Origin of the sequence: Aeromonas sp. s3 (assembly GCF_040907805.1) — a bacterium.
Taxonomy (GTDB): domain Bacteria; phylum Pseudomonadota; class Gammaproteobacteria; order Enterobacterales; family Aeromonadaceae; genus Aeromonas; species Aeromonas dhakensis.
The window spans coordinates 1-15737 of record NZ_JBFOCQ010000007.1 but is presented as its reverse complement, the minus strand read 5'-3'; the positions used below and the strand labels follow the sequence as shown (position 1 = coordinate 15737).

Below are 15737 nucleotides of genomic sequence, written 5' to 3'. Positions count from 1 at the left end.
AAAAATGATTTAGATGGGTCGTTAGCTCAGTCGGTAGAGCAGTTGACTTTTAATCAATTGGTCGCTGGTTCGAATCCAGCACGACCCACCATCATTTCAGAATCCCAGGTCGTTTAGCTCAGCTGGGAGAGCACCTCCCTTACAAGGAGGGGGTCACTGGTTCGATCCCAGTAACGACCACCAGATTGAAAAAGCCCGCAGCAATGCGGGCTTTTTTTATGGCTGTTCGGCATCAGGTTCTCAGCCGCTCGAGCTGGTTGGCCAGCGCCGTCGCGGCCTGTTCCAGCTGCTCGCTCAGGCGGTGGCTGGCATTGGCCTCCTGCCCCAGAGTAGTGGCGGCATCGCCGATCCGCATCAGGTTCTGGTTGATGGTGTCGCTGACGGCGCTCTGCTGCTCGGCCGCCGTGGCCACCTGGCTGATGTGGTCGTGGATCTGCTGGATCTGGGTGACCACCTGGTTGAGGGCTTCAAACGCCTGCTCCGTCCCTTCTACCGTGCTGGCCGAACGGGCGATGCCGGTACTCATCAACTGCTGGCTGCTGCTGACTTCGGTCTGCAGGCTGCCGATGAGCTGACCTATCTCGTCGGTGGACTCCCGGGTCTTGTTGGCCAGGGCCCGTACTTCATCTGCCACCACGGCAAAACCGCGCCCCATGTCGCCGGCCCGCGCCGCCTCGATGGCCGCATTGAGCGCCAGCAGGTTGGTCTGCTCGGCGATGGCCCTGATCACGTCGAGAATGCGGCTGATATTGGTGCTGCGCTGGGCGACCTGAGCGACCGCCTTGTCGGCCTGATGCATGTCCTCGACCAGGGTGTGGATTTCGTTGCGGGCCCGGCTCAGGGTCTGCTGGGCCGTGCTTATGTGGTGGGTCGCCGTCTCAGACTCCTGAGCTGCCTGCTCCGCATAACCCGCCACACTGACCGCCGTGGTGCTCATCTGATGCATGGCGCTGACCACGCTCTCCAGCTCCAGGCTCTGTTCATCCAGGCTGCTGCGCATGGTATCGGCCGTCTGCTTCATGCCACTGGCCTGCTGGTGCACTTGCTGGCCGATCTGCTTGCTGCCCTGCACCATGCCGCGCAGCTTGCCGAGGAAGGCGTTGAGGTGGCCACCCAGTTCGATCAGCTCCTGGTGGGTGTCTATCTTCATCTGCTGGGTCAGGTCTCCCTCGTGACTGGCGAGGTGAGACACATGGCGACTGATGAGGGAGAGGGGGGCCGTGATGCTCTGGATGAACCAGATGAGCAACGCCAGCGCCAGCAGAGTGACGACGACGATGGCGATCAACTGCTGCTGCTGGGTGGCCTGCAGCAGATCACCCAGCTGATTGCTGATGGTGTTGGCCTGGCTGAGGGCCCGCGCCTTGGGCACCTTGATCATCAGCCACCACTGGCTGTCGGCGGCATCGATCCTGACCGGTTGCTGCAGGATGAAGTCGCTCTCCGTGCTCTGTGCCTGGCCGGTAGGGGCAGTGAGGCCGGCTTCCGTCAACGGCCGTCCCAGCTTGTCGGCGTGGCGGTTGCTGCCGACGATGAGCCCCATCTTGCTGACCAGGGTGACCTCGGCCTGGTTGTCGTAAAGACTCTTGCCGAGGCTCTCGGCCAGTTGCTGGAAGATGGGGAGGTTCATGTCGACGCCGGTGATGCCGACAAATTTGCCTGCCTTCAGGATGGGCACCGTCAGGCTGGTCATCAGCATCTGGTTGCCCGGGCTGATTTCGTAGAGATAGGGCTCCATCAGGCAGGGGCGCAGAGTGTCGCGGCCGCACAGGTACCACTCGCTGTTGCGAATGCCGAACTCGTTGACTGAGGTGTCGTATTTGGCGGCACTGCTGGCGGCATCCACCGGCTGCTGGCTGATCTGGCCCCCCTGATCCCGGGTAAAGTAAATCTCCAGGCTGCCCTTGCTGGCGACGGAGTGGGAGGCGCCGGCCATCCAGCTGGTATCCTGACCGTCATACCCGTCGGGTTCAAACTGGGCGTAGATGGAGCTGATGCCGCCAGCCTGCTGCAGACGGCTGCGAAGCAGCATCTCGACCTGGGGGCGGCTCAGCAGCCCGTCAGGCTGCGCCATGCTGCCCTCCAGTTGAGCTGCCATGCCCAGCGGCACCTGATAGGACTGTTGCAGCAGAGCGGCTATCTGTACCGCATAGCGCTCGGCTTGAAATTGCAGGGTACGGGATACCTCCTGCTCCAGCGCCTGGCGGGTCTGGCTCACTATGTCGTTGCGCAGGGAGTTCAGCGAGGAGGATTGCATCAGGGTCATGGCGAGGCCGCTGGCGATAAACAGACCCATGGTGAGCAGCAGCAGCTTGGTCTTGAGTGAACGTTGTTTCATCCGACTACTCCTTTGGCAAGAATGACAACGAATGAGATGAGTATATTCGGACACTTGCACGGCACCTGATTTGTTGATGGGTTTGTGCACGGCTTCTGGTTATAATTTTTGCCTTTCCAAGCGTTGATGGAACAGTCGCAATGAGCAATGCACTGAACAATGTCCCGCCGGTAGTCGAGATGGACTATCCGTTTCCGGCCAAGCCCCTTCCCCTGAGCGCCGAGCAGAAGACGACCCTGATCGCAGACATCAAGGCACTGCTCAAGGAGCGCAAGGCGGTGCTGGTCGCCCACTACTATACGGATCCCGAGATCCAGGCGCTGGCGGAGGAGACCGGCGGTTTCGTCGGTGACTCCCTCGAGATGGCCCGTTTTGGCCGCGATCATGAGGCACAGACCCTGATTGTCGCCGGCGTGCGCTTCATGGGGGAGACCTCCAAGATCCTGAGCCCCCACAAGCGGGTGCTGATGCCGACCCTGGAGGCCGAGTGTTCCCTCGATCTGGGCTGCCCCATCGAGCAGTTTTCCGCCTTCTGTGACGCCCATCCCGATCACATCGTGGTGGTCTATGCCAACACCTCCGCGGCGGTCAAGGCGCGGGCGGACTGGGTGGTCACCTCCAGCATCGCGCTGGAGATCGTCGAGCACCTGGACAGCCAGGGTCACAAGATCATCTGGGGCCCTGACCGTCACCTGGGTGCCTATATCGAGAAGAAGACGGGGGCCGAGATGCTGCGCTGGCAGGGCCACTGCATCGTCCACGACGAATTCAAGGCCCGCGCCCTGCGCGAGCTGAAGGAGCAGAATCCGGATGCCGCCGTGCTGGTGCACCCGGAATCGCCCGCCTCGGTGATCGAACTGGCCGATGCGGTTGGATCCACCAGCCAGCTGATCAAGGCGGCCAGGGAGTTGCCCCAGCAGAAGCTCATCGTGGCGACCGATCGCGGCATCTTCTACAAGATGCAGCAGGCCTGCCCGGAGAAGGAGATGGTGGAAGCGCCGACCGGTGGCGATGGTGCCACCTGCCGCAGCTGTGCCCACTGCCCCTGGATGGCGATGAACGGTCTGGTGGCCATCAAGTCGGCCCTGACCGACGGCGCCGAGCGCCACGAGATCCATGTGGATGAGGCACTGCGGGTGAAGGCTCTGATCCCGCTCGACCGCATGCTCAACTTCGCCGCCGAGCTCAAGCTCAAGACCCAGGGCAACGCCTGATCGTCTCTGATGGCAAGATGCAAAGAGGGCTCCCGCGGGAGCCCTCTTTATTTATCCGTCAGCCGAATCGTCAGATGATGACGGTGGAGAAGCTGTGCTCTTCATCCGGCGCAACGGTCACGCCTGCCTCGCTGGCGATGGCCGCTTCGACGCACAGCATGGTGCGATAGCCGTCATCGCTCATGTCGGCCATGGCACTCGCCCCTTCCAGCCAGGGAGTCCAGACCACCACGCTGTCGTGGTTGCCGCTGACTACCCGGGTCTGACGCTCGCCATCCTGAATGCTGACCTGGGCGTCTGGCTGCCAGTAGACCCTATCCAGCGGCCCGTTCAGGGTCAAGGCGCCCTGCTGCTGGCCATTCTGGCCAGTCAGCTTGTCGGCATAGGGCTCGCCAAGGCCGCTGACGCTCACAGCCTCCGGTGAGCTTATCTGCAGGTAGGTGTGCAGGGCACCGCCGTAGACGAGGGGCTCTTTACCTGTGTTGCGGGTAGTCAGTACCAGGGCCAGCTCCTTGCCCACCAGCACATCCAGCTCCAGCTCGAAGGCGTGGGGCCAGAGCTGACGAGTGGCCTCGTTGTCACGCAGAGACAGATGGACGAGCGTACCGTCGCCGTGATCGGAGACTCCGTCCAGCGTCCACAGGCTGGTGCGGGCAAAGCCGTGGGAGGGCTTGCCGCTGCCGACGCGGGCCGGCGCCAGGCCGAACCAGGGCCAGCAGAGAGGAATGCCGCCGCGAATGGGCTTGCTGCCATCCAGCACCGCCTTGTCGCTGAGCCAGATGGAGGCGGGTTCATCATGGCGCTGATAGCTCAGTACGTGGGCGCCAAACAGGCTGATTTGTGCCCTGGCGTAGCCGTTGTCGATGGTCAGCAGCGGCTGGCCTGCCGGGTGGTGGCTGAGGGTACAGTGGGCAGTCAGAGTGCGTGTCGGTTGCATGAGGACTCCTGTGCTCGCGCACATTCAGAAGAGAAGGGTGGAATAATCCCGGTCCAGAATACAAAAAGGCGGCCCATGGCCGCCTTTTTCAAGCTACTTGATTGCTTATCCCAAATTACTTGGAGATGTGAGCGATCAGGTCCAGAACCTTGCTGGAGTAGCCCATTTCGTTGTCGTACCAAGATACAACTTTAACGAACTTGTCGGTCAGCTGGATACCAGCCTTGGCGTCGAACACGGAGGTCTGACGCTCGCCCAGGAAGTCGGTGGAAACCACTTCGTCTTCGGTGTAGCCCAGCACGCCCTTCATGGCGCCTTCGGAAGCAGCTTTCATCGCTTCGCAGATTTCTGCGTAGGTGGCAGCTTTCTTCAGGTTGACGGTCAGGTCAACTACGGATACGTCCGGAGTCGGAACACGGAAAGCCATACCGGTCAGCAGGCCTTTCAGTTCCGGGATAACGACGCCAACAGCCTTGGCAGCACCGGTAGAGGACGGGATGATGTTCTGAGCCGCACCGCGGCCACCGCGCCAGTCTTTGGCAGACGGACCATCAACGGTCTTCTGGGTAGCAGTGGTAGCGTGAACGGTGGTCATCAGACCGGATTCGATACCGAAGGTGTCGTTCAGTACTTTGGCGATCGGAGCCAGGCAGTTGGTGGTGCAGGAAGCGTTGGAAACGATGTCCTGGCCAGCGTAGGTAGCGTGGTTAACGCCCATTACGAACATCGGGGTAGCGTCTTTGGACGGACCGGTCAGTACAACTTTCTTGGCGCCGGCAGCGATGTGCTTGCGAGCGGTCTCGTCGGTCAGGAACAGACCGGTAGCTTCGGCAACAACGTCAACACCGATGGCATCCCATTTCAGGTTGGCCGGGTCACGTTCAGCGGTAACACGTACGGTTTTGCCGTTGACAACCAGGTTGCCGTCTTTGACTTCAACGGTGCCCTTGAAGCGGCCGTGAGTGGAGTCGTACTTCAGCATGTAAGCCATGTAGTCAACGTCGATCAGATCGTTGATACCAACAACTTCGATGTCGTTGCGCTCGCAAGCCAGACGGAAGACGAAGCGACCGATGCGGCCAAAACCGTTAATACCTACTTTGATAGTCATAATTGGTTACCTAACTGTTCAGTAGTCAAAGAAAATTCCGCTTGTAAATTTACTAGAACTCCCCCGCGAGTCAACCAACAATCTGTCTGAAATTGCGCTATATCATGAAAAACTGTGAAATTTATTTTCTGTTTATGTAACTGACTACCAGCTTTTGGCGAAATAACTATCGATGGGACCGGCGTGGCAGTTATCAACAATAGTGCCTACTCGGTCACACAACCAGCCAGACAGATGTGTAAAAATGTGCGCGGTTTAGCATGGCCCATAGAGCCACTGTTCAAGTACCACCCATAAAAATTAATCAAAATAGTATAGATAGAATCCACAGCGGGAATTCTCAAACTATGACCACCCTGATTGAACAGCTGGCTGCCGCTAAAGGTATCGCCAGCGAGTATGTTGATGCCTGGGGCCACCCGGCTCAGGTATCCGAAGAGAGCAAGGCCGCCATGCTGGGCGCCATGGGTTACCGCGTCGACGACGAGGCGGCCCTGACCGAGCAGCTTGAGCAGGAGCACCGCCAGCACTGGCTGCGTGCGCTGGATCCCGTGATGGTGGTCCGCAGCGGCGAGCCCATTACCCTCGAAGTCCGTCTGCCCATCGAATTCGTCAACGACGCCCTCACCTGGCAGCTCAAGCTGGAGCAGGGCGGCCTGTTGTCCGGTCAGTTCACCCCCATCGACGGTGAGCTGGTCGGCGTGGCCGAATTCGAAGAGATGGAGTGCCAGGCCTATCGCGTGGCCCTGGATGTGCAACCCGAGCTGGGTTATCACGATCTGATCCTGCTGGAGGAGGGCAACGACGAGCCGCTCGCCAGCATGCGCCTAATCGTCGCGCCCAAGGCGTGCTACAAGCAGCCTCCCATCGCCAATGGCCGCAAGGTGTGGGGCCCGAGCGTACAGCTCTACTGCCTGCGCAGCCGCCACAACTGGGGCATCGGCGATTTCAGCGATCTGGGCCAGCTGGTCGAGAAGATGGCCGCTTGGGGCGCCCACTTCGTCGGCCTCAACCCGATCCATGCCCTCTATCCGGCCAACCCGGAGAGCGCCAGCCCTTACAGCCCCTCGTCCCGGCGCTGGCTCAACTTGGCCTACATCGATGTGGAGGCCGTGCCCGAATTCCAAGGGAACGCAGGTCTCAAGGCGGAAGTGGCAAGTCCCGCCTTCCAGCAGCATCTGAGCGAGCTGCGTGCCAAGGGCAACGTGGATTACACCGGCGTCATCGAGACCAAGCTCGGCATGCTGCGTCAGGTGTTCGATCAGGCGAGCCTCGGCGCCGAGCGTCAGGCCGCCTTCGATGCGTTCGTTGCCGCCGGCGGCGACAGCCTGCAGCAACAGGCCGCCTTCGATGCCCTGCAAGCCCACTTCTATGCCAAGGGCGAGAATGCCTGGGGTTGGCCGGTGTGGCCGGAGCCGTTCCGCGACTACCACAATCCTGAAGTGGCGACCTGGATGGCCGAGCACCGCCAGGACGTGAATTTCTACCTCTATCTGCAGTTCCTGGCCGACGAGCAGCTGGCCTGGGCCGACGCCCGTGCCAAGGCCGCCGGCATGGTGATGGGGATCTACCGCGATCTGGCGGTGGGCGTCTCCGAAGGTTCCACCGAGATCTGGGCCAACCGGGATCTCTACTGCCCGAAAGCCTCGGTCGGTGCGCCGCCAGATATCCTGGGCCCGCTCGGTCAGAACTGGGGTCTGCCTCCCATGAACCCGAACCAGCTGTTCGAGGCAGCCTACCAGCCCATGGTGGATCTGTTCCGCGCCAACATGCGCTCCTGCGGCGCGCTGCGCATCGACCACGTGATGGCCTTGCTGCGCCTGTGGTGGGTGCCGCCCGGAGAGTCCGCCGCCAAAGGCGCCTACATCTATTACCCGGTCAACGATCTGCTCGGCATCCTGGCCCTCGAGTCCCACCGCAACCAGTGTCTGCTGATCGGCGAGGATCTGGGTACCGTGCCGGAGGGGATCGACGTGACCCTCAAAGAGAACGGCGTCCACTCCTACAAGGTGTTCTTCTTCGAACGTTCCAAGGCCGATGGCGGCTTCATCTCCCCGGCTCACTATGCCGAGCAGGCGATGTCGGCGCTGACTACCCACGACATGCCGACCCTCAAGGGCTTCTGGCATTGTGACGATCTGGCGCTGGGGCGCGAGCTGGGTTTGTATCCAGATGAAGACGTACTCAAGACCCTGTATGCTGATCGCCACCAGGCCAAGCAGCGCATTCTCGACAGCCTGCACGGCCACGGGGCGATCTCCGGCAACATCAGCCACGACGTGAACTGGGTTGGCATGAACACCGAGCTCAACCACGGTCTGCAACTGCACATGTCCCGCGGCAGCTGTGCCCTGTTCAGCACCCAGCTGGAGGATTGGCTGGAGATGGACAAGCCGGTCAACGTGCCGGGCACCAGTTACGAGTACCCGAACTGGCGCCGCAAGCTCTCCACCGATCTGGAGGATATTTTTGCCAATGAGGCGCTCAAGGCGCTGGCAGGCAAGATGAGCCAGGCCCGTGACGAGGCCAGTCGTTGAGCCACTGCCGACAAAACGTGACTCACTTACATCCGCTTCGGCCCAGGCCGGAGCGGATGCTCAGCTATGAAAGGAAATCTCGATGCTCGTTGAACGTTTGGTTGCAGCCCGCTGTTCCGATCCCTTCTCCCACTTAGGCCTGCAGGCCAACCCGGATGGGCCCGGCCTCAAGCTGACCGTCTGGTTACCCGATGCCCAGGCCGTAAGGGTCAGGGATCTCAAGTCGGGCAAGATTGTTGCCACCCTGGCGCCCACCGATGATTCGGGCCTCTTTGAAACTGTTTTCACCCGCCGTAAAAATCCCTTCCCCTACCAGTTGCTTGCCGACTACCCAGATACCACCGTCGAGGTCATCGACCCTTATCAGTTCCAGGATGCGGGCTGGGCCGGGTTGGCGGAGCTCACCTACCAGCCGGAAAACCTCTATCACACGCTCGGAGCCCAGCTGCGCACCGTGGAGCATCTGGACCAGCGAGTGGAAGGGGTGCGCTTTGCGGTCTATGCGCCGAGCGCCACCGCGGTGAGCCTCATCGGCGATTTCAACTTCTGGGATGGCCGTCGTCACCCGATGCAGCGCAGCCAGTGCGGTCACTGGGTGCTGTTCGTGCCGGGCCTAAAGGCCGGGGATCGCTACAAGTTCGAACTGAAAGACCCCATGGGCAACCGGCTGCCGCACAAGAGCGACCCGGTGGGTTTCTACTGCGAGCAGTACCCCTCGTTCGCCTCCGTGGTCTATGACCACGACCAGTACCAGTGGCAGGATGCTGCCTGGCGCGAGAGCCAGCTGAACGACAAGCGTGAGCAGCCGCTCTCCATCTACGAGTTGCACGTCGGCTCCTGGAAGCGCCACCCCAACGGTGACAGCCTGAGCTGGCGCGAGCTGGCGGTGGAGCTGGTCGATTACGTCAAAGAGATGGAGTACACCCACATCGAGTTGCTGCCGGTCTCCGAGCACCCGTTCAGCGGCTCCTGGGGCTACCAGCCGGTGGGCATGTTCTCCCCCACCAGCCGCTACGGCACGGCTGATGATTTCAAATACTTCGTGGATCAGTGCCACCAGGCCGGGATCGGCGTGATTCTGGATTGGGTGCCCGCCCACTTCCCGTCCGATGCCCACGGTCTGGCTCGCTTCGACGGCACTCCGCTCTACGAGTACGAGGATCCGCGCCGCGGCTGGCATCCGGACTGGAACTCCTACATCTATGACTTCGGTCGCAACACGGTGCGCCAGTTCCTGGTGGCCAGCGCCCTGTTCTGGCTCGACAAGTTCCACGTCGACGGCCTGAGGGTGGATGCGGTGGCCTCCATGCTCTATCTGGATTATTCCCGCAACGAGGGGGAGTGGGTGCCCAACGTCGATGGCGGCAACCACAACTACGAGGCGATCAGCCTGCTCAAGTGGACCAACGAGGAGGTATACGGCAAGTACCCCCACGCCATGACCATCGCCGAGGAGTCCACCGCTTTTGCCGGGGTCTCCCGTCCCACCTTCCTGGGCGGTTTGGGTTTTGGCTTCAAGTGGAATATGGGCTGGATGCACGACACCCTCACCTACATGCAGAAGGAGCCCATTCACCGCCGTTACCACCACAACGACATGACCTTCTCCATGGTGTACCACTATGACGAGAACTTCATTCTGTCGCTCTCCCACGACGAGGTGGTGCACGGCAAGCACTCCATGCTCTACAAGATGCCGGGGGACGAGTGGCAGCAGGCGGCCAACCTGCGCGCCTACATGGGCTTCATGTATGCTCATCCCGGCAAGAAGCTCAACTTCATGGGCACCGAGATCGCCCAGAGCAACGAGTGGAATCACGATGCACAGCTGCCCTGGCACCTGCTGCAGTATCCCAAGCATGGCGGCCAGCAGCGGTTGATCCATGACCTCAACCACCTCTACCGTCATGAAGCTGCCTTGTATCAGGCGGACTATGAGCAGAACGGCTTCCGCTGGCTGGAGCACAACGACGCCGACAACAGCATCTTCGCCTGGCTGCGGGCCGACAAGCAGGGAGCCAACCCGCTGGTGGTGGCCTGCAACTTCACCCCGGTGCCGCGTATCGGTTATCGCCTCGGGGTGCCTGCGGCCGGTCACTACCGGGTGGTGCTCAACACCGACAGCGAGCATTACTGGGGCAGCAACTATGATGTGGGTCTGGTGTTCGTCGCCGAGCCGACCCCCTGGCAGGGGATGGCGCACAGCATAGTGCTGGACTTGCCGCCGCTCGCGACCTTGTTCATCAAACAGGAGCCTTGATGTTTGCAATGGAAAAGGGGCAGGACTACCCGCTGGGAGTGCTGCTCGACAAGACGGGTTGTCACTTCTGCGTCTGGGCGCCGCAATCGGACAAGGTGGAGCTCTGCCTGTTCGACGAGCAGGAGCGGGAGCTGGCCCGTCTCGAGCTGCCCGGCCGGCGCGGCCAGTACCGCTTCGGCTATGTGCGCGGGGTTCGGGCCGGCCAGCGTTACGGCTACCGGGTGCACGGCATCTCCCAGGAGGGGATGCTGTTCGACCCGGACAAGCTGCTGATCGACCCCTATGCCAAGGCACTCAGCCGCCCCACCTATTGGGACGATGCCCTCTATCAGGGGGACAGTGTGGCCATGGTGGCCAAGTCGGTGGTGGTGGATGATGCCTTCGACTGGCAGGGGGTGGGCAAGCCCGCCATCGAGCCGGCCCGCACCGTCATCTACGAGGCCCACGTCAAGGGCCTCACCCGCCAGCATCAAGGGGTGCCGAGCGAGCTGCGCGGCACCTATCTGGGGATCTGCCACCCGCTCATCATCGAACATCTCAAGTCCCTCGGCGTTAGTGCGGTGCAGCTGATGCCGGTGGCGGCCTTCATGTCCGAGCCCAGGCTCGAGCAGCTGGGGCTCACCAACTACTGGGGTTACAACCCCATCGCCTTCTTCGCCCCCGAGCCGCGCTATGCGGCGCAGGAGGCGGTGACCGAGTTCAAAACCATGGTGCGCGAGCTGCACAGGGCTGGGCTCGAGGTGATCCTGGACGTGGTCTACAACCACACCGCAGAGGCGGGCTTCGACGGTCCAGTGCTCTCCTTCAAGGGTTTTGACAACGCCGGTTACTACGCCTTCGAGGCGGGGGCCCACGGCCCCGATTACACTCGCCACGCCAACGTCACCGGTTGCGGCAACAGCGTCAATCTGGATCACCCCAACAGCCTGCGGCTGGTGCTCGACGCCCTGCGCTACTGGGTCACCGAGATGCAGGTGGACGGCTTTCGCTTCGATCTGGCGGTCACCCTGGCGCGCGAGGCGGGGGAGTTCGACCCCATGGGCGCCTTCTTCAAGGCCATGATGGCGGATCCCGTGCTGGCGCGGGTCAAGCTCATCGCCGAACCCTGGGATATCGGCCCCTTCGGCTATCGGCTCGGCCAGTTTCCGAGCCAGTGGCTGGAGATCAACGACCGCTACCGCGACACTGTGCGCGCCTTCTGGCGCGGCGATGCGGGCAAGATGGGGGACTTTGCCACCCGGTTGGTGGGGTCACGGGATCTGTTCCCGAAGAACTGGCGCTCCCCCCATACCAGCGTCAACTACCTCTGCTATCACGACGGCTTTACCCTGGAGGATCTGGTCTCCTACAACCAGCGCCACAACCAGGCCAACGGCGAGGACAACCGGGACGGCCACGGCAACAACCTCTCCTGCAACCACGGCGTCGAGGGGCCGACGCTCGACCCTAGGGTGAACAACCTGCGCCAGCAGCAGAAGCGCAACCTGATCGCCACCCTGCTGCTGTCGCAAGGCACACCGCACTTCCTCGCCGGCGACGAGATGGGCCGCAGCCAGCTCGGCAACAACAACGCCTACTGCCAGGACAACCAGATCAGCTGGGTCAACTGGCAGTGGCGACCGGAGGACGAGCGGCTGCTTGCCTTCACCCAGCAGATGATGGCGCTGCGGGCGGAGTCCACCGTCTTCTCCAACCTGCAGTTGAGCGACGACAGCTGGAATGGCGCCCCCAGCAGCTGCCACCAGGTCAACTGGTATCACCCGGATGGCCATCAGCTCACCGATCAGGACTGGCACGCCCCCATGGGGCAGGCGTTCGCCATGGACATCGGCATGATCGGCTGCGGCGGGGAGCGCTGGTTCGTGCTGTTCAACGCCAGCGACTACGACATCCAGTTTCGCTTGCCGCCGCCGGGGGATGGCATGGAGTGGATCCAGACCATCGACACCGCCACCAATGACGGCTTGCCGTTCCTGCCCGACGACATCAAGCGGCAGGTGGCGGTGGGCCGGGCCCACTCCCTCAAGCTGCTGGAGCGGGTAGCCCTGAGTGCGGTGGCGCTGGCGGAGGAAGAGGCGCTGGCCACTGCGGATGTTGCCGCCGTGTTGCCAACGGGATCACAGTTCCCGCTGGCGGGGTAGAGTGCGGCGCCCTGACTGGGTATGCTGGGCACCGTTATTCACGGCAAGGAGTCAGTATGAGCGGCAACACCCCCAACCCCGAGCAGTGGCGCAAGCAGTTGAGCGCCGAGCAGTATCATGTCTGCTGGGAGAAGGGCACGGAGCGTCCCTACAGCGGCGCCCTGCTCCACAACCGCAAGAGCGGCGACTACCTGTGTGTCTGCTGCAAGAGCGTGCTGTTTCACTCGGACGCCAAGTTTGATTCGGGCTGCGGCTGGCCCTCGTTCGATCGGGCCATCGACGGGACCGTGACCTACACAGAGGACAACAGCCACGGCATGAAACGGGTGGAGATCACCTGCAGCCAGTGTGGCTCCCACCTCGGTCACGTCTTCCCGGACGGGCCGACCGAGACTGGCCAGCGCTACTGCGTCAACAGCCTGAGTCTGGATTTCGATCCCGAGCTCTGAGCCTGGCGATCGACATGCATGCAAAAACGGCCCCCTGCCTTNGGCAGGGGGCCGTTTCTTTGTGGTCGCCGCCTGGGGCGCTCAGGCCAGCAGCAGGGTGGCTCCCATCAACAGGGTCGCCAGCGCCAGGATGGGCAGCCTGAGTGCCCGCAGCAGGTAGAAGCCGACGGCGGCCAGCGCCAGATCGGTGGGGGCCAGCACGGCGCTCTGCCAGACTGGCTGATAGAGCGCCGCCAGCAGCAGACCCACCACGGCGGCGTTGATGCCGGCGACGGCGCCGGCGAGGCGAGGGTGGGCCAGCCAGCTCTGCCAGCAGGGGCCCATGGCCCACAGCAGTAGAAAACCGGGCAGAAACAGCGCCAGGGTCGCCAGCAGAGCGCCGCCCAACGGGGTGGCCGGCAGCAACTGGGCGCCGAGGTAGGTCGCCAGGGTGAACATGGGGCCGGGCACCAGCTGGGCCAGGCTATAGCCAGTCAGGAGCTGCTGCTGGCTGAGACTGTGCCCTGCGCTCTCCGCCAGCAGGGGCAGCACCACGTGGCCGCCGCCAAACACCAGGCTGCCGGCCCGATAGAAGTCGGCGACCAGCTGGCCGACGGGCCCCCCCAGCAGCGGCAGGCCGACAAACAGCAGGGCGAACAGCAGCAGGGTGGGCCAGTGGGGTCGGCTCACAGTGCCGGCAGACGACAAGGGAGTGCCGCTGTGGTCTGCCTGGCGGGCACAGAGCAGGGCGGTGCCCGCCAGCATGACGAGCTGGGTGAGCAGGCCGGGTTGCCACCAGAGGGCGGCCGCGGTGGCGACCATGATCCCCTGGCTCTGCGTTGTCTTGCAGAACTGGCGGCTCATGGTGAGCACCGTATCGGCGACCACCACCAGCGCCAGCAGCTTGAGGCCGTGCAGGGCGGCATCGAGCCAGACGTTGTTGCCGAGCTGGCCCAGACCGATGGCGGCGGCCAGCAACAACAGGAAGGAGGGGAGGGTGAAGCCGGCGAAGGCGGCCAGCGCTCCGCCAAGCCCGGCCCGCTGGCGGCCGATGGCAAAGCCGAGTTGGCTGGAGGCGGGGCCCGGCAGCAGTTGGCAGAGGGCCAGCAACTGGGCGAATTCGGCCTGGGTCAGCCAGCCCAGCCGCTCGACGAAGGTGCGCTGGAAGTAGCCGATATGGGCGGCCGGCCCACCAAAGCTGATGCAGCCCAACCACAGAAATTGCATGAATACCTGTCCCACCTCGTCGCTCCCCTCGCGCATTTCATCAGACGGTGGAGATGATATGACAGTGCGATGACTTTTTGATGACAAATCTGGGGGCTGCTGGCAGGTAGCCGCGCCTTGTCAGCCAGCAGGCGATGGCTTATGGGGCCGGCTGGCTCGAGGTCGGCAGGTTGCAACGATTCGCCAGCCAGCAGGCGATGGTTTATGGGGCCGGCTGGCTCGAGGTTGGCAGGTAGCAACGATTTGCCAGCCAGCAGGCGATGGTATGGGGTGGGCTGGTTTGGCGTCGGCAGATAGCAGCGGCCAGCCAGCCAGTCAGCAGGCGATGGTCTATGGGGTGGGCTGGTTTGGCGTCGGCAGATAGCAACGGCCAGCAAGCCAGCAGGCAATAGACTGGCGGCTGGCATCGAAGTGAGGCTCTGGCAGATTGCGCGGGTCGCACCAGACCCAGCCTTCGCACTTCTCCGGCTCCAGCAGCTGGGGCTCTCCCTCTACCTCGGCCAGCAGGGTGACCGAGACATAGTGCAGGCCGCTCTCGCGCCAGGTCTCCAGATTGTTGGTGACGGCGATGACGCTGGGGTTGCTGATCCGAAAACCCGTCTCCTCGGCCACTTCCCGGATCGCTGCCGATTCGAACGTTTCTCCCAGCTCCAGATGGCCGCCGGAGATGGACCAGTAGGGGGCGTGGCTCCCCTTGCGCTTACCAAGCAGCACCTGGCCCTGGCGGTTGGTGAGGATCACGCCGACACCGACGCGGGGATAGGGAGTTGACATAAGAAGGGCTCCTTGCAGGGATGACGCGGGACAAGCAGGGAGCCCATGAGCGGCTCCTTGCACAAACGGCGGATTGCACCATAAAAAACGGGCCCACCTTAGGTCGGATGGGCCCGTCATGCAAGCAGTCTGCGGCGTCAGGCGCCAGAGCTGCGGATGTAGTGGTCTAATCATCCCGGACACCATTTTAGGTGGTACAGTCGCCACCCAGACCTGAGGTGTTCAATGACAAGATTACGTCGCTCATTTACTGCCGAGTTCAAGCTGGAAGCCGCATCCCTGGTGCTCGACCAGGGATATTCTGTCCCCGAAGCCAGCCGTTCACTGGATGTCGGTGAAACCGTGCTTCGCCGCTGGGTTCAGCAGCTTCAATCCGAACGAACTGGCACAACCCCGATCAGCAAGGCGCTGACCCCGGAACAGCAAAAAATCCAGGAGCTGGAAGCCCGTATCAACCGGCTCGAGCGCGAAAAGGACATTCTAAAAAAGGCTACTGCTCTCTTGATGGCGGACGAATTCACACGTACGCGCTGATAGACCGATTAAGGGAGCAAGCCCCCATCACCCTGGTCTGCTGCGCTTTTGATGTTCCCACGTCCTGTTTTTACGACTATCAGGCTCGCAAACGGGTGATTAACCGTGAGCGGATGCAACAACGCAGCGAGTTGCGCCGTTTGTTCAAAGCGAGCCGGGACTCGGCTGGCAGCCGCGCCTTGATGTCGATGATGCAAGAGTTGGGACATCAGATTGGTCGATTCAAAGTGCGCAGT

General features: G+C 62.3%; 10 protein-coding genes, 2 tRNA genes and 1 pseudogene. 8 read left to right on the top strand and 5 right to left on the bottom strand.

Annotated elements, in window-relative coordinates; translation table 11 throughout:
• The first annotated feature begins 15 nt into the window (after nt 1-15).
• Nucleotides 16-91, top strand: a tRNA-Lys gene (locus AB5Y98_RS04325).
• Nucleotides 92-107: 16 nt separating this feature from the next.
• Nucleotides 108-183: transfer RNA gene (locus AB5Y98_RS04320), tRNA-Val, on the top strand.
• 49 nt (nt 184-232) lie between these two features.
• On the opposite strand, the gene AB5Y98_RS04315 is transcribed toward AB5Y98_RS04320, so the two are convergent.
• Complete coding sequence (locus tag AB5Y98_RS04315; RefSeq protein WP_368231406.1) at nt 233-2338, bottom strand: methyl-accepting chemotaxis protein; 2106 nt, start codon at nt 2336-2338, stop codon at nt 233-235.
• A gap of 140 nt (nt 2339-2478) precedes the next feature.
• Between AB5Y98_RS04315 and nadA the strand changes: the two genes are divergently transcribed.
• A complete protein-coding gene (nadA, locus tag AB5Y98_RS04310; RefSeq protein WP_019840767.1) occupies nt 2479-3552 on the top strand; it encodes a quinolinate synthase NadA in 1074 nt (357 codons plus the stop codon).
• Between the two features lie 70 nt (nt 3553-3622).
• Here nadA and AB5Y98_RS04305 read toward each other — a convergent pair whose 3' ends face one another.
• Both AB5Y98_RS04305 and gap read right to left on the bottom strand, forming a co-directional pair.
• Entirely contained in the window at nt 3623-4489 is an 867-nt protein-coding gene (locus AB5Y98_RS04305) for a D-hexose-6-phosphate mutarotase (protein WP_368231405.1), read from the bottom strand.
• Between the two features lie 115 nt (nt 4490-4604).
• Entirely contained in the window at nt 4605-5600 is a 996-nt protein-coding gene (gene gap / locus AB5Y98_RS04300; protein ID WP_005304894.1) for a type I glyceraldehyde-3-phosphate dehydrogenase, read from the bottom strand.
• 347 nt (nt 5601-5947) lie between these two features.
• On the opposite strand from gap, the gene malQ reads away from it, so the two are divergent.
• From malQ to msrB, 4 genes are all read left to right on the top strand, one after another.
• On the top strand, nt 5948-8137 hold the full coding sequence (gene malQ, locus AB5Y98_RS04295) for a 4-alpha-glucanotransferase (protein WP_368231404.1): 2190 nt from the start codon (nt 5948-5950) through the stop codon (nt 8135-8137).
• An 82-nt stretch (nt 8138-8219) separates the two neighbouring features.
• Nucleotides 8220-10397, top strand: coding sequence for a 1,4-alpha-glucan branching protein GlgB (gene glgB / locus AB5Y98_RS04290; RefSeq protein WP_368231403.1), 2178 nt, complete (start codon nt 8220-8222; stop codon nt 10395-10397).
• Nucleotides 10397-12538, top strand: a complete 2142-nt coding sequence (glgX, locus tag AB5Y98_RS04285; RefSeq protein WP_368231402.1) for a glycogen debranching protein GlgX — start codon at nt 10397-10399, stop codon at nt 12536-12538. The genes glgB and glgX overlap by 1 nt, the downstream gene beginning before the upstream one ends.
• Before the next feature lie 56 nt (nt 12539-12594).
• Nucleotides 12595-12987 carry a peptide-methionine (R)-S-oxide reductase MsrB gene (gene msrB / locus AB5Y98_RS04280; protein ID WP_368231401.1) on the top strand — a complete coding sequence of 131 codons (393 nt, stop codon included), beginning with the start codon at nt 12595-12597 and terminating at the stop codon, nt 12985-12987.
• An 81-nt stretch (nt 12988-13068) separates the two neighbouring features.
• Here msrB and chrA read toward each other — a convergent pair whose 3' ends face one another.
• On the bottom strand, nt 13069-14229 hold the full coding sequence (gene chrA / locus AB5Y98_RS04275) for a chromate efflux transporter (protein WP_368231400.1): 1161 nt from the start codon (nt 14227-14229) through the stop codon (nt 13069-13071).
• Nucleotides 14230-14523: 294 nt separating this feature from the next.
• Complete coding sequence (locus AB5Y98_RS04270) at nt 14524-14967, bottom strand: NUDIX hydrolase (protein ID WP_368231399.1); 444 nt, start codon at nt 14965-14967, stop codon at nt 14524-14526.
• Between the two features lie 225 nt (nt 14968-15192).
• Here AB5Y98_RS04270 and AB5Y98_RS04265 point away from each other — a divergent pair.
• Nucleotides 15193-15737: pseudogene (locus AB5Y98_RS04265) on the top strand (transposase); the annotation flags it as partial.

Coding starts and splice junctions, on each gene's coding strand:
- AB5Y98_RS04315 (WP_368231406.1), bottom strand. CDS start 2,338: ATGAAACAACGTTCACTCAAGACCAAGCTGCTGCTGCTCACCATGGGT.
- nadA (WP_019840767.1), top strand. CDS start 2,479: ATGAGCAATGCACTGAACAATGTCCCGCCGGTAGTCGAGATGGACTAT.
- AB5Y98_RS04305 (WP_368231405.1), bottom strand. CDS start 4,489: ATGCAACCGACACGCACTCTGACTGCCCACTGTACCCTCAGCCACCAC.
- gap (WP_005304894.1), bottom strand. CDS start 5,600: ATGACTATCAAAGTAGGTATTAACGGTTTTGGCCGCATCGGTCGCTTC.
- malQ (WP_368231404.1), top strand. CDS start 5,948: ATGACCACCCTGATTGAACAGCTGGCTGCCGCTAAAGGTATCGCCAGC.
- glgB (WP_368231403.1), top strand. CDS start 8,220: ATGCTCGTTGAACGTTTGGTTGCAGCCCGCTGTTCCGATCCCTTCTCC.
- glgX (WP_368231402.1), top strand. CDS start 10,397: ATGTTTGCAATGGAAAAGGGGCAGGACTACCCGCTGGGAGTGCTGCTC.
- msrB (WP_368231401.1), top strand. CDS start 12,595: ATGAGCGGCAACACCCCCAACCCCGAGCAGTGGCGCAAGCAGTTGAGC.
- chrA (WP_368231400.1), bottom strand. CDS start 14,229: ATGCGCGAGGGGAGCGACGAGGTGGGACAGGTATTCATGCAATTTCTG.
- AB5Y98_RS04270 (WP_368231399.1), bottom strand. CDS start 14,967: ATGTCAACTCCCTATCCCCGCGTCGGTGTCGGCGTGATCCTCACCAAC.